At 60.2% G+C, this 24265-nt stretch carries 18 protein-coding genes and 1 pseudogene; 10 read left to right on the plus strand and 9 right to left on the minus strand.

Annotated features, from left to right (window positions below):
* Window positions 1-94 precede the first annotated feature (94 nt).
* The gene (locus tag LUU92_RS22190) at window positions 95-5992 is read left to right on the plus strand and encodes a dermonecrotic toxin domain-containing protein (protein WP_257102652.1); all 5898 of its coding nucleotides are present in this window, start codon (window positions 95-97) and stop codon (window positions 5990-5992) included.
* A 9-nt stretch (window positions 5993-6001) separates the two neighbouring features.
* On the opposite strand, the gene LUU92_RS22195 is transcribed toward LUU92_RS22190, so the two are convergent.
* The 7 genes from LUU92_RS22195 to acs all read right to left on the minus strand — a co-directional run bounded on the left by LUU92_RS22195 (window position 6002) and on the right by acs (window position 13904).
* Entirely contained in the window at window positions 6002-6982 is a 981-nt protein-coding gene (locus LUU92_RS22195; RefSeq protein WP_071490552.1) for a GlxA family transcriptional regulator, read from the minus strand.
* A gap of 146 nt (window positions 6983-7128) precedes the next feature.
* Window positions 7129-7893 carry an ABC transporter ATP-binding protein gene (locus tag LUU92_RS22200; RefSeq protein WP_003214336.1) on the minus strand — a complete coding sequence of 255 codons (765 nt, stop codon included), beginning with the start codon at window positions 7891-7893 and terminating at the stop codon, window positions 7129-7131.
* Window positions 7894-7920: 27 nt separating this feature from the next.
* Entirely contained in the window at window positions 7921-9033 is a 1113-nt protein-coding gene (locus tag LUU92_RS22205; RefSeq protein ID WP_257102653.1) for a succinylglutamate desuccinylase/aspartoacylase family protein, read from the minus strand.
* A gap of 1 nt (window position 9034) precedes the next feature.
* Window positions 9035-9733: an ABC transporter permease gene (locus tag LUU92_RS22210; RefSeq protein WP_058426872.1), complete on the minus strand. Its 699-nt coding sequence runs from the start codon at window positions 9731-9733 to the stop codon at window positions 9035-9037.
* A complete protein-coding gene (locus tag LUU92_RS22215; RefSeq protein ID WP_010208305.1) occupies window positions 9730-10419 on the minus strand; it encodes an ABC transporter permease in 690 nt (229 codons plus the stop codon). The genes LUU92_RS22210 and LUU92_RS22215 overlap by 4 nt, the downstream gene beginning before the upstream one ends.
* A 92-nt stretch (window positions 10420-10511) precedes the next feature.
* Window positions 10512-11297: an L-arginine-binding protein AotJ gene (gene aotJ / locus LUU92_RS22220; RefSeq protein WP_092242426.1), complete on the minus strand. Its 786-nt coding sequence runs from the start codon at window positions 11295-11297 to the stop codon at window positions 10512-10514.
* Window positions 11298-11948: 651 nt separating this feature from the next.
* Window positions 11949-13904, minus strand: coding sequence for an acetate--CoA ligase (gene acs / locus LUU92_RS22225; RefSeq protein ID WP_071490555.1), 1956 nt, complete (start codon window positions 13902-13904; stop codon window positions 11949-11951).
* A gap of 413 nt (window positions 13905-14317) precedes the next feature.
* Here acs and LUU92_RS22230 point away from each other — a divergent pair, with 413 nt between their 5' ends.
* The 4 genes and pseudogenes from LUU92_RS22230 to LUU92_RS22245 all read left to right on the plus strand — a co-directional run bounded on the left by LUU92_RS22230 (window position 14318) and on the right by LUU92_RS22245 (window position 17314).
* Window positions 14318-14587, plus strand: a complete 270-nt coding sequence (locus tag LUU92_RS22230) for a DUF2790 domain-containing protein (RefSeq protein WP_092242420.1) — start codon at window positions 14318-14320, stop codon at window positions 14585-14587.
* 552 nt (window positions 14588-15139) lie between these two features.
* Window positions 15140-16390, plus strand: coding sequence for a ribonucleotide-diphosphate reductase subunit beta (locus tag LUU92_RS22235; RefSeq protein WP_093529834.1), 1251 nt, complete (start codon window positions 15140-15142; stop codon window positions 16388-16390).
* A 62-nt stretch (window positions 16391-16452) separates the two neighbouring features.
* A pseudogene (locus tag LUU92_RS29280) lies at window positions 16453-16620 on the plus strand (HNH endonuclease); the annotation flags it as partial.
* A 52-nt stretch (window positions 16621-16672) separates the two neighbouring features.
* On the plus strand, window positions 16673-17314 hold the full coding sequence (locus LUU92_RS22245) for an HAD-IB family hydrolase (RefSeq protein WP_038846731.1): 642 nt from the start codon (window positions 16673-16675) through the stop codon (window positions 17312-17314).
* A 40-nt stretch (window positions 17315-17354) separates the two neighbouring features.
* Here the strand turns inward: LUU92_RS22245 and LUU92_RS22250 are convergent, their stop codons facing one another.
* Complete coding sequence (locus tag LUU92_RS22250; RefSeq protein WP_071489515.1) at window positions 17355-17558, minus strand: AbrB/MazE/SpoVT family DNA-binding domain-containing protein; 204 nt, start codon at window positions 17556-17558, stop codon at window positions 17355-17357.
* A 188-nt stretch (window positions 17559-17746) separates the two neighbouring features.
* Window positions 17747-18706 carry a LysR family transcriptional regulator gene (locus LUU92_RS22255; protein ID WP_222540297.1) on the minus strand — a complete coding sequence of 320 codons (960 nt, stop codon included), beginning with the start codon at window positions 18704-18706 and terminating at the stop codon, window positions 17747-17749.
* Window positions 18707-18899: 193 nt separating this feature from the next.
* Between LUU92_RS22255 and argH the strand changes: the two genes are divergently transcribed.
* The 5 genes from argH to LUU92_RS22280 all read left to right on the plus strand — a co-directional run bounded on the left by argH (window position 18900) and on the right by LUU92_RS22280 (window position 24257).
* A complete protein-coding gene (gene argH, locus LUU92_RS22260; protein ID WP_257102654.1) occupies window positions 18900-20327 on the plus strand; it encodes an argininosuccinate lyase in 1428 nt (475 codons plus the stop codon).
* A 97-nt stretch (window positions 20328-20424) separates the two neighbouring features.
* Complete coding sequence (locus LUU92_RS22265) at window positions 20425-21303, plus strand: amino acid ABC transporter permease (RefSeq protein ID WP_093513948.1); 879 nt, start codon at window positions 20425-20427, stop codon at window positions 21301-21303.
* Window positions 21304-21327: 24 nt separating this feature from the next.
* A complete protein-coding gene (locus LUU92_RS22270; RefSeq protein WP_010208290.1) occupies window positions 21328-22092 on the plus strand; it encodes an amino acid ABC transporter ATP-binding protein in 765 nt (254 codons plus the stop codon).
* A 25-nt stretch (window positions 22093-22117) separates the two neighbouring features.
* Window positions 22118-22939, plus strand: a complete 822-nt coding sequence (locus tag LUU92_RS22275) for an ABC transporter substrate-binding protein (RefSeq protein WP_071489511.1) — start codon at window positions 22118-22120, stop codon at window positions 22937-22939.
* A 148-nt stretch (window positions 22940-23087) separates the two neighbouring features.
* A complete protein-coding gene (locus tag LUU92_RS22280; RefSeq protein WP_257102655.1) occupies window positions 23088-24257 on the plus strand; it encodes an MFS transporter in 1170 nt (389 codons plus the stop codon).
* Window positions 24258-24265 lie beyond the last annotated feature (8 nt).

Raw genomic sequence — 24265 nt, forward strand, 5'->3', positions numbered from 1 at the left:
AGACCTGCGCGCACGCTCGGCATAACTATCTAAAGGCCGGTGCGCGCAGGTGACTGATTAACTCGTGGTTTTCAAGCCCTCCATGGATGTGAGCATGACGACCCCAACGCCCCCTGCACCCGCAATCACCCAAAGCAGCCATCCCGATCGCCACTACGAACCCTTGACCCGCGCACTGCCGGCCTGGCTCGGCAACGCGTCCGCCAGCAAGCGCTCCGCCCTCAAAAACGCCACGCCCCTGCCCCTGCCCGCCACCGACGCTGCGCAACAGGCAACCCTCAGGCAGCTCAATGGTGCCCACTGGCACGCACAGAACCGCGTCGACCTGGCCCTCAAGGACCTCCAGGACGCCAGGACCTACTCCATCCCCTTGCTCAAAGACGCCTTGAAACGTCAATCCGGCCTTGAACTGGATGTGGAAACCACGTTTATCCGCCTCTACATCCCCCAGACCATCCCCTGGTTTACGGTACGTTCCGGCGGGGCGCGCGCCTGGACCGTGTCCCTGCTGGACGCCGCACTGCATAACTTCGAACACAAAGAGACCCTGGCGGATGCCTATGAGCCGGACTCCACCTACATCACTCAACCCGATGCCAACGGCCAGTTCGACACATTGCCCGCCATCAAGCGCCGCCTGCCCATCGCGGCGTTCGCCCAACTGTGTCGTGACCTCGACCTCGGCGCGCGCTACATGGGCTACCTGCGCGAGCAACTCGGCGTCGACCACCCGGTCGCCGGCGCGGTGCTGCAAGCCAAGGTCGACGCCAGCCAAAAAGCCGCTCTGCGTGCGGCGGTACAATTGGCGCGGATCCGGGGCGACATCCAGGAAGACTATGCACGGTTGATCGAAGGCCTGATCGACGGGCTTTCCGGCATGCGTCTTGGCTCAAGCGCCGTGCATATACATGACTTCAGCATGATGGAGGCCCCCCTCACCGGCATCCTGCTCTTCGCTCCGGACCTCGAAAACACCCGCACGGTGCAACGAATGGTGGCCTATGTGCCGGACGACCCGGAACATCCGCTCAAGGAGTACCCCTCCCCCCTGGCCTTCAAGCAGGAGCTGACCCGACAACTGCGCGCCGCCGATTACCAGGTGTTCTTCAGCCGATTCGTCGCCCACGAGCACCGCGGCGCGTTTTTCGCCGACCTGGGCCAACGCCTGGAAAAAATCACCTGGCATCCCAGTGAATACGGCAGCGGCCTGGCGCCCTGGCGCGCCGACCCCACCGACGATCCGTTATTGCAGTTCACCGCCAGCCCGATTCTCATCGCCCCCTGGGACTACCTCTACCAGTCCAGGCTCAACCAGTTGCTCAACGACGCCCGCACCCTCGCCGTCTCCACCGCGACCGTGGATCGCAATGCGCGATGGGCCTTGTGGGACAGCTTCGTCAACGTCGCTTCATCCATCGTGAATGCAGCGTTGCTGGTGGTCGCACCGTTTATTCCGGGGCTGGGGGAATTGATGCTCGCGTACATGGCCTATCAACTGCTCGACGACGTGTTCGAAGGCATTGTCGACTGGGCTGAAGGACTTGACCGCGAGGCCTTCGCACACCTGATGAACCTGCTGGAGAGTGCGGTTCAACTGGGATTGTTCACGGCGGGTGGGCAGATCGGCGTACCCGAGTTGCGCAAGCTGATGTCGCCACAGACACTGGCCTTCATCGATCGCTTCAAACCAGTCACCCTCGCCAGCGGTGCCCGCCGTTACTGGAAACCCGACCTGGCCCCCTATGCGCAAAACCTGCAGTTGCCGCCGAACCTGGGCATCGACGAACTGGGCCTGCATACGGTGCGCAAGGAATCGATCCTGCCGCTGGAAGGCTCGTTTTACGCCGTGCAGAAGTCTCCTGGAGACGGACAGTACCGGCTCAAGCACCCGAGCCGGGCCGACGCCTATCAACCGCTGCTGATCCATAACCAGGCGGGCACCTGGCGTACCGAACTCGACCAGCCGTTGCAATGGCAAGGCCCGGATTTGCTCGGCCGTCTCGGCCACCGTGCGCAAGGCCTCAGTGACGCCGACCGGCAACTGGCCATGACCCTGAGCGGTACCGACGAAGCCATCCTGCGCAAGATGCACCACAACAGCGAACCGCTGCCGCCGCTGTTGGATGATGCCCTGGCGCGACTCAGGATCGAGCGGGAACTGGACACCTTGATCGAACGCCTGAGCAGCGATGACCCGGCACTCTACAACCGCATCGCCGCCCAGGAACTGCTGCAATTGCTCACCGCCAATGGCGCCTGGCCGCACACCCGGGGCTTGCGCTTTCTGGATGATCAGGGCCGCGTGGTCTGGACCTTTGGCGACCAGACCAAGCCGCTGGTACAAATACACGAAGCGCAACTGAGCAACGGCGATCTGCTCAAGACCGTGTTGCAGACACTGACCCCGGAAGAGATCCGCGCACAATTCGGCGAGCGTGCCAGCGACCCGCAACTGAGCCTGGAAACCCGCACGCGCAACCTGAGAAAAACCCTTGCCGGGATCGCCCGCAAGCATCGCGTCGCACTTTTCGACTCACGCTACGGGCCCTTGCAGCACGCTGAACACCCCCAAGCCCGGCAGTTGGCCGATGAAGCCCCCGGCTTGCCGGCCACCGTCGCCGAGCGATTGCTGGGCCAGGCCACCGGTGAAGAGCTGCTTGAGCTACACGCCCAGCGCACACCGCCACGCCTGGCGCAGTTGGCCCAGGCGGCGCTCACCGAAGTCCGCCTGAACCGCGCCTACGAAGGGCAGCACCTGGACTCACAGGTCAACCTCGACACCGACCTGCTGGCCTTGAGCGCATTGCGGGTGCTGCCAGGCTGGTCCACGGAGATCAACCTGCAAGCCCTGCACCAGTCCATCGACGGCGAGGCCTGGCACAGCGTCGGCTCTGACGACGCACCGATCCGCCGCAGCCTGGTGCGCCTGGACAGCGGTCGCTACGTGGCCTACGACGAAAAAGGCCCCCTGTGCGGCGAGACCGACCTGTACTCGGCCATTCTCCATGCCCTGCCTGACGCCCAGCGTGAGCAGCTGAACATCGACATTCATCAAGGCCACGAACTGCGCGAGCGCCTGCGCCAACGCCCGCCGCCGCGCGACGAAATGCGCGTGCTGCTGGGGGGCGACACTCCCGAACCGGCCACCGAGACCCTGCAACTGCTCGGTCACGATGCCGGCTACGCCCACCAACCCGCCATCGAGGGTGGTCCGGCGAGTCTGCATCAGCGCGCACGCAGCCTGTACCCAAGCCTGGACGACAGCCAGTTGCACGCGCTCATCCAAGACTGGCAGGCACACCCCGGCGGAGCGGCAGCCAAGCTCGCGCAACTGGCCGAGGAATATGCGCAACTGGACAGCGGCTTGCAGGCCTGGCAAGCCGATGTCCCTCACCATCACCCGGTGACGGGACACGCCTTGTACCGGTGGGAGCTCCAGCTGGAAAAACAGAATCGCACCGCGATGACTCATCGGCTCAAAGCGGCCTGGCGGCGTGAAACAGTGATCGACAACTACTACGAAGACCCGGCGCGGGACGGCCACACGCTCAAGCTCAATGGCAACATCCTGGGCGAGATGCCACGACTGCAAGCCAATTTCGATCATGTCTCTCTGCTGTCCCTCAACGGATCAGCCAACTTGCGCGGGGTGTCCTCGTTCCTGGGCCACTTTCCCAAACTGCGCCAACTCAGTGTCATCAACACGCCTCTACGGGGCCTGCCTCAGGAGATCACGTCGATGCCGGACCTGAACGCCCTGCAACTGAACACCTGCCAGATCGTCCTCACCCCGCAAAGCCAGGCGCAGTTGGCCGCCATGCACCAGATGCGCTCGCTGGACCTGCACGGCAATCCGTTGGGTCTTGTCCCCAGCGTCGAAACAATGCCTGACCTGGTCGCCCTGGACTTGTCGCGCACCAATATCGACCGCCTGCCGGCCGGCGTGCTCAGCCATCCGGAGCTGCAAGTCGCCCTGTTGAGCAACAACCGGATCAGCCACTTGCCAGATGGCATTTTCCAGCTTGCGCCTGAATCCAGCTTGCGCTTCGACCTCTCGCGCAACCCGTTGAACCGCGAAACCCTTGAAAGGATCAAGGCCTATCACCAGCGGCACGGCACCCGCTTCGAGGCCAGCGCCTTGCAGGCCGACCGGCGCGACGCCAAGCTGTTGTTTCCGAAATTCAGCGAAGAGCAGATCAACCGATTCATCTTCAACCTGCCCGGCGATATCGAAGCGGGACGACGTGAGCTGGCACGGCTGGCAGGCGACTACCAGACACTGACGGACAAGTTGCAGGCCTGGGCCCAGGCACCGGCGCTTCCCGAGCTGGAAACGGCTCGCAGGGCGGCGCTCAAAGACCTGCTGGAACGAAGCTGGCGGCGCGAAACCCCGCAGCAGACCCAGGTAGGCTCCCTGGAAATTCCCGCCACCCTGGCAGGCGAACTGCCGCAACTGAGCATCACGTTCGACCACATCGGCGGGCTTCGCATACAGGGCAACCAACGGCCCCTGCACCTGGATCAGTTCCTGCGCAGCTTTCCCAATGTTCACGCGCTCTCCATACAGGACGCACCGTTGGGGGACCTGCCGGCCTCGTTGCTCAGCCTGCAACACCTGGAATTCCTGAGCCTGCCCGGATGTTCGATCATGTTGTCGGCCTCATCCGCGCACGGCCTGGAAGGCATGAAGGAGCTGACGTTCCTGGACCTGAACCATAACCCCTTGGCGCACACACCCGACTTCAGCCAATTGCCCAGCCTGCGCCGGGTGCTGTTGCGCAATACCGGTCTGCGCGAGGTGCCGGCGGGTCTGCTGCGCAGCGATCAGCACGTCACGGTGGACCTGAGCAACAATGCGATCGAAAACCTGCCCCCTGCCGCCTTCACATTGCCCAACACTGCGGTGCGAGGCATTGATCTGTCGGGAAATCCGTTGTCCAAGCCGACGCTGGAACAGGTCAAGACCTATTGCCAACGCACCGGCGAGTTCTTCAAGGCAGAAGCCAACCCTGGCGAGCGCGAACGTATCCAACAGCTTTACCCCACCTTCGTCGACAGCGAAATCCATCGGTTCATCTTCAAACTGCCTGGCGACATGGACGCCGTTACCAACCAAATCAGCCTGCTCGAAGAGGAATACCGGCAATTGGGCACCGACCTCAACGAATGGGTGTTGGATGTCCCGACCCATCACCCGATTCTCGGCACGCTGATGGATGAACAGGCACGCGCCGAACAACAGTTGATCCGGCAGGATTTCAAGACCCTGCTCGAGCAAGCCTGGCGTTTTGAGAGCATCGAAGACGAAGAGAGCCTGGACGAAGAGGTGACCCACAGTTTGATACTCGATACCCCAATACTCGGGGCCCTGCCGCAACTGCGCGCGCGCTTTAATCACGTGTCCACTTTCGAACTGATCGGCGACGGCATCACGACCCAGGTCGATGGCACACTCGGCAGCTTCCCCCAGCTGGAGACACTGACCCTCAACAAGTGCTCACTGCAAACCCTGCCCACCTCGATATTCAACATGCCCAAGCTGTCCTCCCTGGACCTGTCCGAATGCAACATTGCGCTTTCACCGCAAAGTGCCCGCGCACTCGAGGACTTGAAAGACATCGAGTTCATCGACCTGAGCAACAACCCCCTCGGCCACGCACCGGATGTGAGCCAGCTTCGTCAATTGAGCTCACTGCACCTGCGCAATGCTCAACTGCATCACGTCCCCGAAGGGGTGTTCCAGGAGTCGTCGGTGTTGCACACCCTGGACCTGAGCAACAACCACATCGAACAGTTGCCGGCGTCTCTCCTGGAAATTTCATACACCCTCGACAGCGATTCAGACCTGCGCGGCAACCCGTTGTCGCCACACAGCCTGGCGTTGCTCAGGGAGTATTACCGGCGTACAGGCTTTGCTTTCCATGTCGAGGCCGCCAGGCAGGACGCCGAGGGCAACCCACTGATCCCACCCTTGGGTCGGGAAGAAGAGTGAAGCCTGTATTCAGCCGCGTTCCGACGGCACCGACGACAGTTCGAACGGGCTGCTGCTGCGCCGCTGGTTGCGGTCTTCACGGGGGGTGGCGCCGAAGAAGTTGCGGTAGGCGCTGGAGAAATGCGGCCCCGAGGAGAAGCCGCACGACAGGCCGATCTGGATGATCGACTTGCTGGTTTGCATGAGCATCTGGCGGGCCTTGTTCAGGCGCAGTTCCAGGTAGTACTGGCTGGGGACGCGGTTGAGGTATTGCTTGAAGATGCGCTCGAGTTGTCGTCGCGACACGCACACGTGCTGGGCAATTTCGTCGGTGGTCAGCGGTTCCTCGATGTTGGCTTCCATCAGCAACACCGCCTGGGTCAGCTTCGGATGGCTGGAGCCCAGGCGGTTTTGCAGCGGGATGCGTTGGCGCTCGCCGCCTTCGCGGATGCGCTCCACCACCAGTTCTTCGGAGACCGCGCCGGCCAGTTCGGCGCCGTGGTCACGGGCCAGCACCGCCAGCAGCAGGTCGAGCACTGACATGCCCCCGCAGGCGGTGAGACGGTCGCGGTCCCAGTCGAACAGATGGCTGGTGGCGATGACCTTGGGGAAACGCTCGGCAAAATCATCCTGCCAACGCCAGTGCACGGCGGCGCGGTAGCCGTCGAGCAGGCCGAGCTGGGCAAGCGGATAGACACCGGCCGACAGACCACCGATCACACATCCGGCGCGAACCAGCTGCTTGAGCGCCGTGCTCAGTTGCGAGGCAATGACGGTGGGTGGTTCATCCGCCAGCAGGAACAGCTTCTGGAAACCTTCGAGCTTGCCGGCCCACGGCTCGCCCGGCAGTTGCCAGGCATTGTCAGTGGGAGGTTCGGCCTGCAGGAACGACAGCTCGTAGACCACCTCCGGATGCACCCGCTGGGCAACGCGCAAGGCCTCCTCAGCCAGCGCAAGCGTCAAGGCTTTTGTGCTGGGCCAAATCAGGAAACCAATTTTGTGGGCGGTCATGGGAGTGCTATCCGAAGCCAGTAACAGTAATGAAGACAAGGGCCAATGCTAGCCCGTAATCGAGTACAAATCTCAAAAACGATGCATATCCAATGTGGGAGGGGGCTTGCCCCCTCCCACAGGGGTTACCTATTCACAGGAGGTCATTATTTCAGGCTGCCGGACAGGAACTGTTGAAGGCGCTCGGACTGCGGGTTCACCAGCACTTCCCGCGGGTTGCCACGCTCTTCGACGATGCCTTTGTGCAAGAACACCAACTGGTTCGACACCTCACGGGCAAAGCCCATTTCGTGGGTCACCACCACCATGGTGCGGCCTTCCTGGGCCAGGTCCTGCATCACTTTGAGCACTTCGCCGACCAGTTCCGGGTCCAGCGCCGAGGTGGGTTCGTCGAACAGCATCACCTCCGGCTCCATCGCCAGGGCGCGGGCGATGGCCACGCGTTGCTGCTCGCCGCCGGACATGTGGCCGGGGAACGCATCCTTGCGATGGCCCACGCCGACCTTGGCCAGGTAGTGTTCGGCTTTTTCACGGGCGTCTTTCTTCGACATGCCCAGCACGTGCACCGGCGCTTCCATCACGTTTTCAAGCGCGGTCATGTGCGACCACAGGTTGAAATGCTGGAACACCATGGACAGGCGCGAGCGCATGCGCTGCAACTGTTTAGGATCGGCAGCCTTCATGGCGCCGTCCTTGTTGGCCACCAGCTTCAACTCTTCGTTGTTGAGCAGGATCTTGCCGGCGTGGGGTTGCTCCAGCAGGTTGATGCAGCGCAAAAAGGTACTTTTGCCCGAACCACTGGAACCGATGATGCTGATCACATCACCGGCCGCAGCGGCCAGGGACACGCCTTTGAGCACTTCATGACTGCCATAGCGTTTATGCAGGTCTTGGACTTCAAGTTTGTACATGCGGTCGGTTCTCACAAAAACAGGTGGTCAGTCGTTGAGCAAGCGCCCGTGACGCAGCGCTTCGCGCCCCGCCACCTTGGCCAGCCAGAAACCCGCTTGGGCATAACGTAGCCGTTCAACGGCAAACAGCACCCCCGAGGTGCCCGCGCAGATCGTGCTGACGCGGTCTTCCAGGGGGTCAATCACTTCAAAAATCGGCTCGCCTTTTTCGACCACATCACCGGCTTTACGCAGGTAACTGATCACCCCGGCATGGGGCGCGAACAACAATTCGGTGCCTTCAAACGGCAGGCCTTCGCACGGCTCGTACAGTGGCGCCGGCCATTCGCCCTTGATCAGGCCCTGCTCGGCCAGGAACGCGAGGATGCCTTCGGCGTGGAAGATCGCTTCGTCGCGGCCCGTGTCAGCCTGGCCACCCAACTCCAGTGTCGTTGCCAGGCAGGCCAGCGGGACCTGTGCCGCGGGAAACGCCTGGGACAAGCGCAGCCACGGCAGCGAGCAGGCTTCATCAAACGAACTGCCGCCGGAGTCTTCCGCCAGCAGGCCGACCTTCACATTCAAATGCGCCGACAGCGAACGCCACTGCGGCCAGTGCTGCGGCAGTGCATACATGTGCAGTGCGGCTTCGGCGTCGCAATGCAGGTCGAGCACCACATCGGCGGTGCAGGCGTGGCTCAGCAAGATGCGCTGCATGCCTTGCAACTGGCTGCTTGGCTCGGGCAACGCGCGGAGCACATCGCTCATCGCCTGACGGATCAAACGCACATTGGCGTGGGGGTCATCACCCAACCTGCCGCTGAGCAACGCGGCAACCGGCTCGCTCAACTCGACAAAATCACGGTTGAAGTTCTTGCCACTGCCCACCTCGAAACGCCCCTGGTGGCTGCCTTGCAGCAGTTGGCCCAGGCCCATCGGATTGGCGACTGGCACCAGCTCGATCACGCCATTGAGCGCACCTTGCTGTTCCAGTTCGACGAGACGCTTTTTCAGCTCCCACGCGGCGCGCATGCCGGGCAATTCGTCGGCGTGCAGGCTAGCCTGGATATAGGCCTTGCGCTCGCCCTTGCCGAAACGGAACACGCTCAGTTGGCGCTCGCAGCCCAGGTGACCCCAGGGCAACCGGTGATCGATACGTTCCATATCAGTGCTTCCGTGGCGCCAGGTAGCTCAGCCAGCGGCGCTCGGCCAACTTGAACAGGCGCACCAGGATGAAGGTCAGGCACAGGTAGAACACGCCGGCGGTGATATAGGCTTCGAACGGCAGGTAGAACTGCGCGTTCACCGTGCGTGCGGCACCGGTGATGTCGATGAGGGTGACGATGGAGGCCAGGCTGGTGGTCTGCAGCATCATGATCACTTCGTTGCTGTACTGCGGCAGCGCACGGCGCAGGGCCGACGGCAGCAGGATGCGGCGATACAGCTTGTAGCGCGACATACCCATGGCCTTGGCCGCCTCGATCTCGCCATTGGGCGTGGCCTTGAGGCTGCCGGCAATGATCTCGGCGGTGTAGGCGCTGGTGTTGATCGCAAACGCCAGGCACGCGCAGAAGGTGGCGCTGGACAGCAGCGGCCACAGGAAGCTTTCGCGCACGGCGTCAAACTGGGCCAGGCCGTAGTAGATCAAGAACAGCTGCACCAGCATCGGCGTGCCGCGAATCACGTAGGTATAGAGCCAGGCCGCACCATTGACGATCGGCTGCTTGGACACGCGCATCAGGCCCAGGGGCAAGGCCGCGAGCAGGCCGAAGAACAGCGAGATGGCGAGCAGTTTGAGGGTGGTCACCAGGCCGCCGAGGTACAGCGGCATGGCCTCCCAGATGACGTTGTAGTCGAAGATCATAGATCAGCCGCCCTTACGCCTACCGAGTAGCGCTTCTCAAGATGACGCAGGGCCAGCAACGACACGCTGGTGATCACCAGGTACATCGCCGCCACCGCGAGGAAGAAGGTAAAAGGCTCGCGGGTGGCGTCTGCCGCCTGTTTGGCCTTGAACATCATGTCTTGCAGGCCCACCACCGAAATCAGCGCAGTGGCCTTGGTGAGAACCAGCCAGTTGTTGGTGAACCCGGGGATTGCCAGCCGGATCATCTGCGGCACCATCACCCGGAAGAACACCTGGAAGCTGCTCATGCCATACGCCAGGCCGGCCTCGGCCTGGCCCTTGGGAATGGCCATGAAGGCGCCACGGAAGGTTTCCGAGAGGTAGGCGCCAAAGATGAAACCCAGGGTGCCGATACCGGCGGCCAAGGGGTTCAAGTCGATATAGTCGTCGTAGCCCAGCATCGGCGCGACGCGGTTGAGCAGGTCCTGGCCGCCGTAGAAAATCAGCAGGATCAGCACCAGGTCGGGGATCCCGCGGATCACCGTGGAGTACAAGTCACCCAGCCAGGCCAACCAGCGCACCGGCGACAGGCGTAACGCGACCCCGATCAGACCCAGAACAATGGCCAAGGCCATGGACGACAAGGCGAGCTGAAGCGTCAACCATGCGCCATCGAGGATGACGGCCCCGTAGCCTTTCAACATGATTCAGGTCCTCGAAAAGGGGGGATGAAAAAATGGCGCAAACCGCAGGAATTCTGTTGCTTGCGCCATTTGGGACAGACCGCTGCGACGAGTTACTTGGCGTCAGCGCCGTAGATATCGAAGTCGAAGTACTTGTCCTGGATTTTCTTGTACTCACCGTTGGCACGGATCGCGGCAATAGCTGCGTTGATGCGGTCCAGGTTTTCCTTGTCGCCCTTGCGTACCGCGATACCGACGCCGTCGCCGAAGTACTTGACGTCGGTGAACGCCGGGCCCACGAACGCGTAGCCTTTGCCAGCAGGGGTTTTCAGGAAACCGTCCTGCAGCAGGGTAGCGTCAGCCACGGTGCCATCGAGGCGACCGGCTTCCACGTCCAGGTAGATTTCGTTCTGCGAGCTGTAAGGCACCACGGTGGCGCCTTTCGGAGCCAGGACTTCCTTGGCGAAACGATCGTGGATCGAACCGCGCTGCACACCGATTTTCTTGCCCTTCAATTCATCCAGGCTGTCGCTGACGGTAGTGCCTTCCTTCAACACCAGGCGCGCCGGGGTCAGGTAGTAGCGGGTGGTGAAGTCCACGGACTTCTTGCGGTCCTCCGTGATGGACATGGACGACAGGATCGCGTCGATCTTGCGCACTTTCAGCGCCGGGATCAGGCCGTCGAACTCCTGCTCGACCCAGGTGCACTTGACCTTCATCTCTGCGCACAGGGCGTTGCCGATGTCGTAGTCAAAACCGACGATACTGCCATCCGGCGCCTTCGAGGCAAACGGAGGGTAAGCCGCTTCGATACCAATCTTCAGGGGCTTTTCATCAGCGAAAGCCTGCATGGACAGCACGGACAGCGCCAGGGCGCCCAACAGCACGAGTTTCTTCATCTTGGGACTCCATCGGTATAGGGCAAAACAGCAGTATGAGCCATGGCCCACGATGCGGCGTAAGGGAAACCGAATAGCGGTGCTGCGTCCGACACCGATTCAACACCGGAGACGACGAGCGAGTGATCGGCATTCTAACGACAGGCTGGAAGCCGATATTTCCTCAATGCGACAACAATTTACAGAAGCACCGAGAAAGCGGTTCCAGCTCATTGACAGCCTCTGGATTTTATGCAGAGACAAAAGACATTAAACCTGTAGACGCTGCAAATTGCGGGCCTATTATTCGCAAACCCTTCTGGCACGGCAAGTCTGGCGTTTAATCTTATTTCCAGGGGTGTCTGGAATGGGGTTTTTCGGAGCAGAGGCGTAGCGCATTGCCTCAGGTTTGGGCGCGAGGTTACACATTCAGCGCTCGCGGTAACATTCAGAAACGCCCTACACGAAAAACCGATATTTATTGATCTGCCGCAGATCCCATGTGGGAGGGGGCTTGCCCCCGATAGCGGTGGATCAGCGCCAAATATGTCTACTGACACACTGCCATCGGGGGCAAGCCCCCTCCCACATTTGATCTCCATTGGTTTCAAGATCCCACGAAAAAGCCCCACCCGGCTTATACCGGGTGGGGCTTTATCCGACTATCCCGCCTTACGCGACGTTCATGGTCTTGTGCGTCTCGATCAGATGCGCCACCACACCCGGGTCCGCCAGCGTGGAGATATCCCCCAGCCCGTCGTACTCAGCCGTGGCAATCTTGCGCAGGATGCGCCGCATGATTTTCCCCGAACGGGTCTTCGGCAAGCCCGGCGCCCACTGGATCACATCCGGCGAAGCAATCGGCCCGATTTCCTTGCGCACCCAGTTTTTCAGCTCCAGGCGCAGCGCTTCGTTGGGCTCTTCGCCATTTTTGAGGGTGACATACACATAGATGCCCTGCCCCTTGATGTCGTGCGGAACCCCCACCACCGCCGCTTCGGCGACTTTGGGGTGGGCAACCATGGCGCTTTCGATCTCGGCGGTGCCCATGCGGTGGCCGGACACGTTCAGCACGTCGTCCACGCGGCCGGTAATCCAGTAGTAACCGTCCTCGTCACGGCGCGCACCGTCACCGGTGAAGTACATGCCACGGAAGGTCTTGAAATAGGTGTCGACAAAGCGGTCATGGTCGCCGTACAGGGTACGCGCCTGGCCTGGCCACGAATCGAGGATCACCAGGTTGCCTTCGGCCGCGCCTTCGATCAGGTTGCCGAGGTTGTCCACCAATGCCGGCACCACGCCGAAGAACGGCCGTGCCGCCGAACCCGGCTTGAGCGCATGAGCCCCCGGCAGCGGGCTCATCATGTTGCCGCCGGTTTCGGTCTGCCACCAGGTATCAACAATCGGGCAACGGGATTGGCCGACGTTCTTGTAGTACCAGTCCCAGGCCTCCGGGTTGATTGGCTCGCCCACCGAACCGAGCAGGCGCAGGCTGCTGCCATCGGCGCCTTCCACGGCAGCGGTGCCGGAGGCCATCATGGCGCGGATCGCGGTTGGGGCGGTGTAGAGGATGTTGACCTTGTGCTTGTCGACGATCTTCGCCACCCGGGTAATGTCCGGGTAGTTCGGCACGCCCTCGAACAGCACGGTGGTCGCGCCGTTGGACAGCGGTCCGTAGACAATATAAGTGTGGCCGGTGACCCAGCCGACGTCGGCGGTGCACCAGTAGATTTCGCCCGGGCGGTAGTCGAACACGCGCTCGTGGGTCAGGCCGGCGTACAACAGGTAGCCGCCGGTGGTGTGCTGCACGCCCTTGGGCTTGCCGGTGGAACCGGAGGTGTAGAGGATGAACAGCGCTTCTTCAGCGCCCATCTCTTTGGGCGCACACACTGTGCCCGCCACTTTCATCAGGTCTTCGTACCAGATGTCGCGGTGCTGGTTCCACTTGATCTGGCCGTTGGTGCGCTTGCACACGATGACTTTCTGGATGCTGCTGGTTTCCGGGTTGGTCAGGGCGTCGTCGACGTTGGCCTTCAGCGGAATCTTCTTACCGGCACGGATGCCCTCGTCAGCAGTGATCACCACCTTCGACTTACAGTCGATGATGCGACCGGCCAGGGCCTCCGGCGAGAAACCGCCAAACACCACGGAGTGAATCGCACCGATGCGGGTACAGGCCAGCATGGCCACCACGGCTTCGGGGATCATCGGCATATAGATAGTCACCACGTCGCCACGGTGCACATCCTGGCCACGTAGGGCGTTGGCGAACTTGCAGACTTCTTCGTGCAGCTCGCGGTAAGTGATGTTGCGGCTCTCGGCAGGGTCGTCGCCCTCCCAGATGATCGCGATCTGGTCGCCACGCTCGGCGAGGTGACGGTCCAGGCAGTTGTAGGAAACGTTCAGGGTGCCATCGGCGAACCACTTGATGTCGACGTGGTGATCGTCGAAAGAGGTCTGCTTCACCGTGGTGAAAGGCTTGATCCAGTCAAGACGCTTGGCTTGCTCGCGCCAGAAACCATCGGGGTTGACCACCGACTGCTGGTACATGGCCTTGTAGGTCGCCTCGTCGGTCAGCGTGTTGGCTGCTACTTCGGGGCGAACGGGGTACAGGGAAGCCGCACTCATCTTTCTTACCTCGGTGACATAGTTGTTTTTGTATGGCCCTGTTGTAGCCGGGGCAGCCCTATAGAACCATTCGACGATGGTAGTAACAAGCCCCTACAAATTGCCCTGATATCTCCGTTTGCGGCTCTGGCCCGCGGGCTGTGGCGCTTTGCGGCTTTGTGAAAAAAGCTTTACCACCGGATTGTTACAAAAACCGCCAATAGTGTTTATCAAAAGCACGGGTATATGAATATAACCCGGGAGCCTAAAATCACTTCCGCCAACACGGCACTTTAGTTAAATACAGCAGTGATTAACAACGCAACAGCCCCCACGAAGGCAACGTTAATCCGAACTTCCCAACTCTTGAGTTACACACGTGGCCTCACAAGGGCCCCGTGACCCCTTTCGCCCTGAAGAAGGTAAATAGAGAAATGAAAGCTTTAGTAGTTATGGCCCTCAGCAGCTTGTGCGCCACCGCCGCCCTGGCCGACGAAGCCCCGACTGACGTAGCTGGCAGCAACCCTCCAATCGTTGAAGACTACACTTACAGCACCCATCTGGACGTGGCAAAAGTACTGTCCATGAGCAGTATTCCGGAAGTATGCGAAGTGGTACCGGTGAAGATGGAATATGAAGACTCGCAGGGCCAGCGGCATATTCTTAATTACCACGTGATGGGCAATGGTTGTTCTAACGGCTAATCACTTGTTAGTTTGAACGTATTCGCCGCAAGAAATCGTTCTTGCGGCAAAGCAACGACCCCGCCTAAATGTGGGAGGGGGCTTGCCCCCGATAGCGCTAGCTGCCACACCGCACCTATAAAAGCCTGACGCACCACGCCGCTCCTCCCCTCACAAAAAACATCCCACCGCCCGTCAAAAAAATCCAACCCCAGCAAAGCCTTGTAAACCCGCACTCTGGCCGAAAAACACGTCATTCTGGCCGCTCTCCGTGACCATCCGCCTCAACACAAACCGGTTTTTTTCCCCTACAATGCGCGGGTAAATCGGGCCTGCAATATCCCTTTACACAGGGATGAAGAGCCAGACCTGAGGCATCCCGCAGGAGCAAGCAACCACCGCTCCGCACCTCAAGCCTCACGCAGAGCACCCGTAAGCCTATTCCGTTTAATGCGTGCGCTAGCTGCAACAAACGATTCCTTAAGATCCACCGCGGCCTCAGGGCCGTGTGAACACCCAACCATCCGGTTTCACACGGGCACCTTTGAGCCCTCACGCAGGAGACGACACGTCATGCTGAGCTGGGACGAATTCGACAAAGAAGAAGAAGGCGAAGTAGCCACCAAAGGCGCCAACGCCGGCCACGCCACCGAAGCCAACATGGACCGCCTCGACGGTGCCGGCGCTGCCGCGGCCATCGAAGCCCGCGCCGTCACCGCCAGTGACTCCGCCGCCATCGTCCGCGCCAAGGCCGCCCTCGACAAACTCGACGTCGCCGAAGGCCTCGCCGAACTCGAAGGCGCCTCCGCCCGCGTCGCCGTTGACGAAAAGCGCATGATCAACTGCCGCGCCGACCTCAACCAACTCGTGCCGTTCAAGTACGACTGGGCCTGGCAGAAGTACCTCGACGGCTGCGCCAACCACTGGATGCCGCAAGAGGTCAACATGACCGCCGACATCGCCCTGTGGAAAAACCCCGAAGGCCTGACCGACGACGAACGCCGCATCGTCATGCGCAACCTCGGCTTCTTTTCCACCGCCGACTCCCTGGTCGCCAACAACTTGGTGCTGGCCGTGTACCGCCTGATCACCAACCCGGAGTGCCGCCAGTACATCCTGCGCCAGGCCTTCGAAGAAGCGATCCACACCCACGCCTACCAGTACTGCATCGAATCGCTGGCCATGGATGAAGGCGAGATCTTCAACATGTACCACGAGATCCCATCGGTCGCCAAAAAGGCCGCCTGGGGCCTGAAGTACACCCGCTCGATCTCCGATCCGAAGTTCGAAACCGGCACCGTCGAAACCGACAAAGAGCTGCTGCGCAACCTGGTCGCCTACTACTGCGTCCTGGAAGGCATCTTCTTCTACTGCGGCTTCACCCAGATCCTGTCCATGGGCCGTCGCAACAAAATGACCGGCGTCGCCGAGCAGTTCCAGTACATCCTGCGTGACGAGTCGATGCACCTGAACTTCGGTATCGATGTGATCAACCAGATCAAAATCGAAAACCCGCATTTGTGGGATGCCGAGATGAAGGAAGAAGCGACCCAGATGATCCTGCAGGGGACGCAGCTGGAGATTGAATACGCTCGTGACACCATGCCTCGCGGTGTATTGGGCATGAACGCAGCGATGATGGAGGATTACCTCAAGTTCATTGCTAACCGTCGTCTGTCGCAGATTGGGTTGAAGGAAGAGTACCCAGGTACCACCAACCCATTCCCGTGGATGAGCGAGATCATGGACTTGAAGAAAGAGAAAAACTTCTTCGAGACCCGTGTGATCGAGTACCAGACTGGCGGCGCGCTGAGCTGGGATTGATTCCTGAGCCAAGCAACCCCATGAAGCCCTGACGTGTTCAGGGCTTTTTTGTGCGCGGTGAATTGCCACTTCTTGAAGCACATCAGGCTGACCACCTCGCCCAGAAGGGTTCGGATCGCATCACCAATGCTGTAGCCTTGTGCCCCAATTGCCATCAGCGTTGTCACCGAAGGGCTTTACGCCAAAGTCGGAAGATTGGCACGGGAGTAGACTCCCGCTGTCACAGCTGATGCACACTCAAAAAATACCCGATAGGACCGAGGCCAACCCGTGAACCCAGACATGCTCGAAGCCGGCCCCGCTGACGCCAAAGTACTTTCCGTCTTTGACTTCGACGGCACCCTGACCCACCACGACAGTTTCGTGCCCTTCCTCAAGTTTGCCTTTGGCCCCGGCGAGTTCTACGGCCGGATGGTCAAGCTGGCGGTGCCGGGGCTGCGCTTTCTGGTGCGGCAGATCAGCCGGGATGAGTTGAAGGCACAGTTGATCCGCACCTTTATGACCGGGGTGGAGAAGGCATGGGTGCAACAGAAAGCCGAGGAGTATTGCCAGAAGACCTGGGCGCGGCTGATGCGGCCGACAGGGGTGTTATCGGTGGAGCAGGAGTTGGGCTCCGGGGCGGAGGTCACGCTGTGTTCGGCGTCGCCGGCATTGGTGTTGCAGCCGTTTGCCAATCGGCTGGGGATCAAGTTGATCGGCACGGAGCTTGAGGTGGTCGACGGGGTGTTGACTGGCAAGCTCACCGGGAATAACTGCCGGTGTGAGAACAAGGTGTTGCGGCTTGAGGCGGTGTACGGGGATTTGGGCGAGTATCGGCTGCGGGCCTGGGGCGATACGCGTGGGGATCGGGAGTTGCTGGCGGCGGCGCAGGATGCGCATTTTCGGCATTTTCATGCGAAGAAGAAGCGCAAGCAGCTGCGGTAGTCGCGCACTAGCAAGGGGTGCTAGGGGTTGAAAGATTGAATTACGTTGCCCCGAAATCTCGTTCTTCGAGGGACACACCAATGGGTGTTTCGCTGACGTCGAGTCGCTCCTGAACAATCTGATTCAACTTCAGAACCTCCAATCGATCATCCTCAGACATAAAGTCGTCAGACACTGATTCGCCATGGAGAAAATAGCTGTCCCAGGTGCTTTCCGCTGGGGGGCTGTTTTTTGTTTGAGTCATGAGCATCCCTCCTTTGGGTTGGCTGAAGACAATACAAGCCAGCTTGTTTGTTGCCTAGGCGGAAAATGTATCGATGCGAATGGCAGGTTCGCCAGGGAAACCGATTCGATCCCTTCGCAGCCTCGCCGAAGCTCGACAGCTCCCACATTTGATCTTCGCCGAGCCCAGATCCTTGTTTGGCAGAAGGTCTATGCCGTGGCTTTGAGGTCCACGCCCAACGCCGTCGCAAAGGCTTTTACCATCGGGCTGCGCGGGGCGTTGTGGCGCAGGATCAGGTTGAAGGCGGTGCTCAAGTGCACTTGCTCCGGGCACAATGCCCGTAGGCGCCCTTCTCTTACCAAGGGCGTGGCGTAGTGTTCGGGCAAGAAGCCGAGGAAACGGCCAGTAAGGATCAGGATCGCGACGGCTTCGACTTGTGAGGCCGACGCGGACTGGCTGTCATAGTTGACGAAGTTGGCCTTGTCGCGGTGGATCGCATACCGATGGTTCACCACTTCGTATTGGCGCAAGACATCGGGCGTGAGGTCGTTTGCGTCGAAGAGTGGGTGTCCTACGGCACAGTAAGCGTGGGCCTTTTCCTCATACAGCGGGAAATAGTCGAATTCTTCACGGCGCTGGTACACCGGCACGATGCCGACGATCAAGCGCCCTTCCACCACGCCGCGTTCAACTTCGTCCAATTGTGAGGCATGTAGGCGCAATCTAATCTTTGGCGATTCGCTATGTAATTTCCCCAACGCGGCAATGAGCGGGGAATTAACGTCGGACGCCGTGTTATCAATAACCCCCACACTAAGGTCACCAATAAGCTCGTTCTGCGCCGAACTAAGCTTGTCGCGAAAACTGTCCACCGAGGTAAATAACTCGATGGACGCCTGATACACCAACTTGCCTTCTTCGGTCAGCCCAAACCCTTCGCGACCCCGGGTGCACAGGCGCATGCCGATGCGAATCTCAAGGTCGGAGATCTGTTTGCTGATCGCCGCCAGGCCCACGTTCAGCTCGTTTTGCGCGGCGCTGAAGCCGCCGGCTTCGACCACGGCCATGAACACGCGCAGCAGTTTGAAGTCCAGCCCGCTCAACTGCAGGGGCGGTCTTGTGCCGGGTTTGGGTGGCAGGTTTCCAGAAGTGGAAAGTGGGGTTTCCATAATACGCGTTGACCTCAAGTGCCATATTCAACAGGCTTCAACCCAATCCTTGAACATAGCCAGGCGGCGATAATGAACATAAACATCCGCCCTTGGCAACCTTGAATACGGCGCGTCAGACGCTGGTTCAGTCTAGTTGAAAACTTATTTTTACTGCCTCCGACTCTTCTAAAAACAAGCGTGAGGAACAACCATGTCCCAGCCCACCGACCGCCTTTGGGGCGCTCGTTTCAAGACCGGCCCGTCTGCTGCATTGGCCGCGTTGTCGCGTTGCCCTGAGCGCTATTTCCGCCTGACACCCTACGACCTGGCCGGCTCCCGTGCCCATGCCCGTGAGTTGCAGCGCGCGGGCTTGCTGGATGAATCGGAAACCCTGCGCACCCTCGATGCGCTGGACGGTATTGGCGCAGATTTCGCCGCCGGCACGCTGCATCCGACCCTGGATGACGAGGACGTGCACACCTTCATCGAACGCGTACTGACCGAACGCCTCGGCGCCCTGGGTGGCAAGTTGCGTGCCGGGCGTTCGCGCAACGACCAGACGGCCAATGACCTGCGCCTTTTCCTACGCGACCATGCGCGCACCATCACCACCGAGGTGCTGGGTTTGCAGCAGGCGTTGGTGGAGCAGGCTGAGCAGCATGTGGAGAGCATCTGCCCTGGTTTTACCCATTTGCAGCAGGCGCAACCCATTGTGTTCGCCCACCACTTGCTGGCGCATGCCCAGTCGATGTTGCGCGATGTGCAACGCCTGGTGGATTGGGATGCGCGTACGGCGTTGTCGCCACTGGGCGCAGCGGCAATGGCCGGTTCGGCGATTGCGCGGCAACCGGAGCATTCTGCCAAGGAAATGGGCTACACCGGGCCGTGCGAAAACTCCATCGACGCGGTGGCCAGCCGTGACCATGTGGCGGAGTTCCTGTTTGTGGCGGGCATGCTCGGGGTGAATATTTCGCGCCTGTCCGAAGAGTTTTGCCTGTGGTCCTCGCGGCAATTTCGCTGGGTGGTGCTGGACGATGCCTACGCTACCGGCAGCTCGATCATGCCGCAGAAAAAGAACCCGGATATTGCCGAATTGGCGCGCGGCAAGGCTGGGCGGTTGATTGGCAACCTTACCGGCTTGATGTCGACGCTCAAGTCATTGCCGCTGTCGTACAACCGCGATTTGAGTGAAGACAAGCACAGCGTGTTGGACAGCGTGGATACATTGCTGCTGGTGTTGCCGGCGATGGCCGGAATGGTCGCGACCATGAAGGTGCAGGTACAAGAGCTGCGGCGTCAGGCGCCGATGGGCTTCACCTTGGCGACTGAGGTGGCGGATTGGTTGGCCACCCGTGGTGTGCCGTTTAAAGAGGCCCACGAGATTACCGGCGCGTTGGTGCAGGCCTGTGAGAAGCATGAGATTGAGTTGTGGGAAGCCTCGCCGGCGATGTTGGCGGAGGTGGATGCACGACTCACACCAGGAGTGCGCGACTGCCTGACCCTGGAAGCGGCGATTGCGGCGCGCAGTGGGTGGGGTGGAACAGCGCCGGAGCGGGTTCGGGAGCAGATTGGGCGGTTGAAGTCCGCATTAGCGACTCAACAGCAGTGGGCAGAGAGTTATCAGGGGTTCCGGATTTAAATCTGCGGTGTTTGGGCTGGCGTCTTCGCAGGCAAGCCAGCTCCCACATTTGGACCGCGTACAGTAGTTAGAGCGTTGTAAGTTTTGGAGATTCACCATGAACCAAACCCCGGCCGAGCGCTTGGCAGCCGAGCGCAAATTGTCCGAGAACCAGTTCGATATCACGCAGTACGAACACGTGCCGCGTCGTTATTACGGGCGGATGTTTTTTGCCACCTTGATCGTGATCGTGTTGGCTGCATTGCTGCGTGCCTTCGCCAACGGCCAGATCGAATGGTCCTACATCGGGCAGTTCCTCACGTCTGAGGCCATCCTCTGGGGCCTGGTCAACACCATCGTCATGTCGATCCTGGCCATGGTGCTGGGCGTGGTGATCGGGGTGATCACGGCGATCATGCGTATGTCGGCCAACCCGATCCTGCGCTATGTGGCCATCACCTACACCTGGCTGTTCCGGGGTACGCCGCTGATCCTGCAACTGCTGCTGTGGTTCAACCTGGCGTTGATCTTCCCGGTGATCGCGATTCCCGGCGTGTTCAGCATCGACACCGTCGACCTGATGACGCCGTTCGTGGCTGCCCTGCTGGGCCTGAGTATCAACCAGGGTGCGTACACCGCCGAAGTGGTGCGTGCCGGTTTGCTCTCGGTCGACACCGGCCAGTATGAAGCCGCCAAGTCCATCGGCATGCCGAGCCTGCAAGCACTGCGTAGGATCATTCTGCCGCAGGCCATGCGGGTGATCATTCCGCCTGTAGGCAACGAGTTCATCAGCATGGTGAAAATGACCAGCCTGGCCAGCGTGATCCAGTATTCGGAACTGCTGCACAACGCGCAAAACATCTATTACGCCAACGCCCGGGTCATGGAACTGCTGATTGTGGCCGGCATCTGGTACCTGGCGGTGGTGACTGTTCTTTCATTTGGCCAAAGCCGCCTCGAGCGCCGCTTTGCCCGCGGCGCCGGCAAGCGTTCGTAAGTCTGGGTTGAGGAGAATTGCCCCATGAGAAGCATCGTCAAGGCCGTCAACCTGAACAAGTACTACGACCAGTATCACGCGCTGCGCGACATCAATATCGAGGTCGAGCAAGGCGAAGTGATGTGCATCATCGGCCCGTCCGGCTCGGGTAAAAGCACCCTGCTGCGCTGCGTCAACCAGTTGGAAAAAATCGACAAGGGCGGCCTGTGGGTCGACGGCGAACTGGTGGGTTACCGCGTGGTCGGCAACAAGCTGCATGAGATGAATGAATCGCAGATTGCCCGCCAGCGCCTGGCCACCGGCATGGTGTTCCAGCGTTTCAATTTGTTCCCGCACATGACCGTGCTGCAAAACATCATCGAAGGCCCGTGCCAGGTGCTCAAGCGTTCGCCCAAGGAAGCCATCGAGGACGCCCTGGAGTTGCTGGCCCGCGTCGGCCTGGCGGACAAACGCAATGCCTATCCGGTGGAGTTGTCCGGCGGGCAACAACAGCGTGTGGCGATTGCCCGTGCGCTGGCGATGCGCCCCAAGCTGATGCTGTTTGACGAACCGACGTCAGCCCTCGACCCGGAGCTGGTAGGAGAAGTGCTGTCGGTGATGCGCGACCTGGCCACCACTGGCATGACCATGATTGTGGTCACCCATGAGTTGGGCTTCGCCCGCGAGGTCTCCAACCGCATGGTGTTTATGGATGCCGGCCAGATTGTGGAAGCCGGCAGCCCCGAAGAAATTCTAATAAGCCCACAAAACCCGCGTACCCAAAGCTTTATTTCTGCCGTTCGCACTTAACTAAAAAACAAACGAGAACGCCTCCATGAAGAAAATAGTTATCCCCACGTTGCTCGCAGGCCTGATGGCCTCTTCCGTTGTTTTCGCGGCATTGCCGGCGGCAATCAAGGACAAGGGTGAGATCAGCGCGGCCATCGTGCCGAACTACCCGCCGATGGACTTCAAGGACCCGGCCACCAACAAGATCACCGGCCTGGATTTCGACCTGGGCAACGCCCTCGCCGAGCGCCTGGGCGTGAAGATCAAGTGGCAGGAAACCGGCTTCGAGCAGATGCTCAGCGGCCTGACCACCAAGCGCGTGGACATCGTGTTGTCGGGCATGAGCGACACCGCCGAACGCCAGAAGGCCGTGACCTTCATCGACTACTTCACCAGCGGCCCGCAGTTCTACACCCTGGCCAAGCGCGAAGACCTCAAGGAATTGACTGACCTGTGCGGTAAAAAAGTCGGCACCAGCCGCCGTACCACCTGGCCGTCGGAAATTGCCGCATGGAGCAAAGAAAACTGCGAAGTGGCGGGTAAGCCGGCGATCGTGGTGATCGGCACTGAGGGCTCGGCGGATGCACGGGCGCAGTTGCAACAGAACCGCCTGGACGCGGCGATGCAAGGCAGCGAGACCATTCCTTATCTGATGTCGCTGGATATAGGCAAGTACAAGCCGGTGGGCCTGGCGATTTCCAAGCAGTTCACAGGGCTGGGTATTGAGAAGAGCAATACGGCGTTGGTCACGGCGATCAGTGAAGCGTTGCAGGGCATGATCGATGATGGCACCTACGGCAAGATCCTGAAGAAGTGGGACCTGGAGCAAGGTGCGGTCGAAAAAATCACCATCAACTCCGGCCAATAACTCGATCTGAACAATGTGGGAGGGGCTTGCTCCCGATAGCGGTTTATCAGCCAAGCATCTGGTGACTGAGCCACCGCCATCGGGGGCAAGCCCCCTCCCACCCTGGATTTTCGTTGTCCACAAAGATAACAAGGACACCCGCCCCACCGTGGCCACCTACTCCCTGGTAATCCGCCGCCTGATGATTTGCTCGGTGACCATCGTGGTCAGCCGCGCCATGACCAGCCCGTTGCTGGCCCTGTTGCTGAGTACCCGCCTGGGCCTGAACCAGCAGGACATCGGCTTGCTGATGGGCATCGCGGTGTTTATCGCGACATTGCTGGGCCTGTACGGTGGCTACATCATCGACCGCCTGGAAAAGCGCAAGCTGCTGATCCTGGCCATGCTCTCCAGCTCCATCGGTTTTCTATTGCTGACCTTTGCCAGCAACCTCTACCTCACCACCCTGACCCTGGTCATCACCGAAGCGGCGTCGGCGCTGTTCCTGATTGGCTCAAAAGCCATCATCAGCGAGAACCTGCCGGTGGGCGAGCGTGCCAAGGTGTTTTCCCTGCGCTACACACTGACCAACGTCGGCTACGCCACAGGCCCGATGGTCGGCGTCGTGATTGCCGGCCATATGCAACTGGCACCGTTCCTGATCGCCAGCGCGATCGCCTTTGGCAGCGTGTTCCTGATGATTGGCATCCCGCCCACCCAACGGGATGACAGCAACAAGCCCTTGAGTTTCCTGACCACCCTGCGCACCTTGCGCAACGACCGCACGCTGATTCTATTTACCAGCGGCAGCCTGCTGAGCACTATTGTCCATGGGCGCTACACGTTGTATCTGTCACAGTTTTTGCTCGTAGCCTACAAACCCGCCGAGGCGCTGAAGATTCTGTCTGCGGTACTGGCCTGCAATGCCATCACTGTGATTTTGATGCAGTACCAGATCGGCCGTTTCCTCAAGCGTGAGCAACTGCGCTATTGGATCGTGCTAGGTACGTTGCTGTTCATTGCCGGGCTTATCGGTTTCAGTTTCGCAAACAGCCTGGTCACCTGGTGTCTGGCAATGTTCGTGTTCACCCTGGGCGAGATGATCATCTACCCCTCCGAGTTCCTGTTTATCGACACTATCGCACCTGATGCGCTGCGCGGCAGTTACTACGGTGCGCAGAACCTGGCGGCATTTGGCGGGGCAATGAGCCCGGTGATTTGCGGCTATCTGCTGATCAATGCCACGCCGGCCAGCATGTTCTATGCGTTGGGGGCACTGACTGCGGTAGGTGGCACCTTGTGTTTCTTGAGTGGACGACGGGTAGCAGGTTCTTGCTGATATTTACC

This window comes from Pseudomonas extremorientalis, assembly GCF_024584605.1.
GTDB lineage: Bacteria > Pseudomonadota > Gammaproteobacteria > Pseudomonadales > Pseudomonadaceae > Aquipseudomonas > Aquipseudomonas extremorientalis.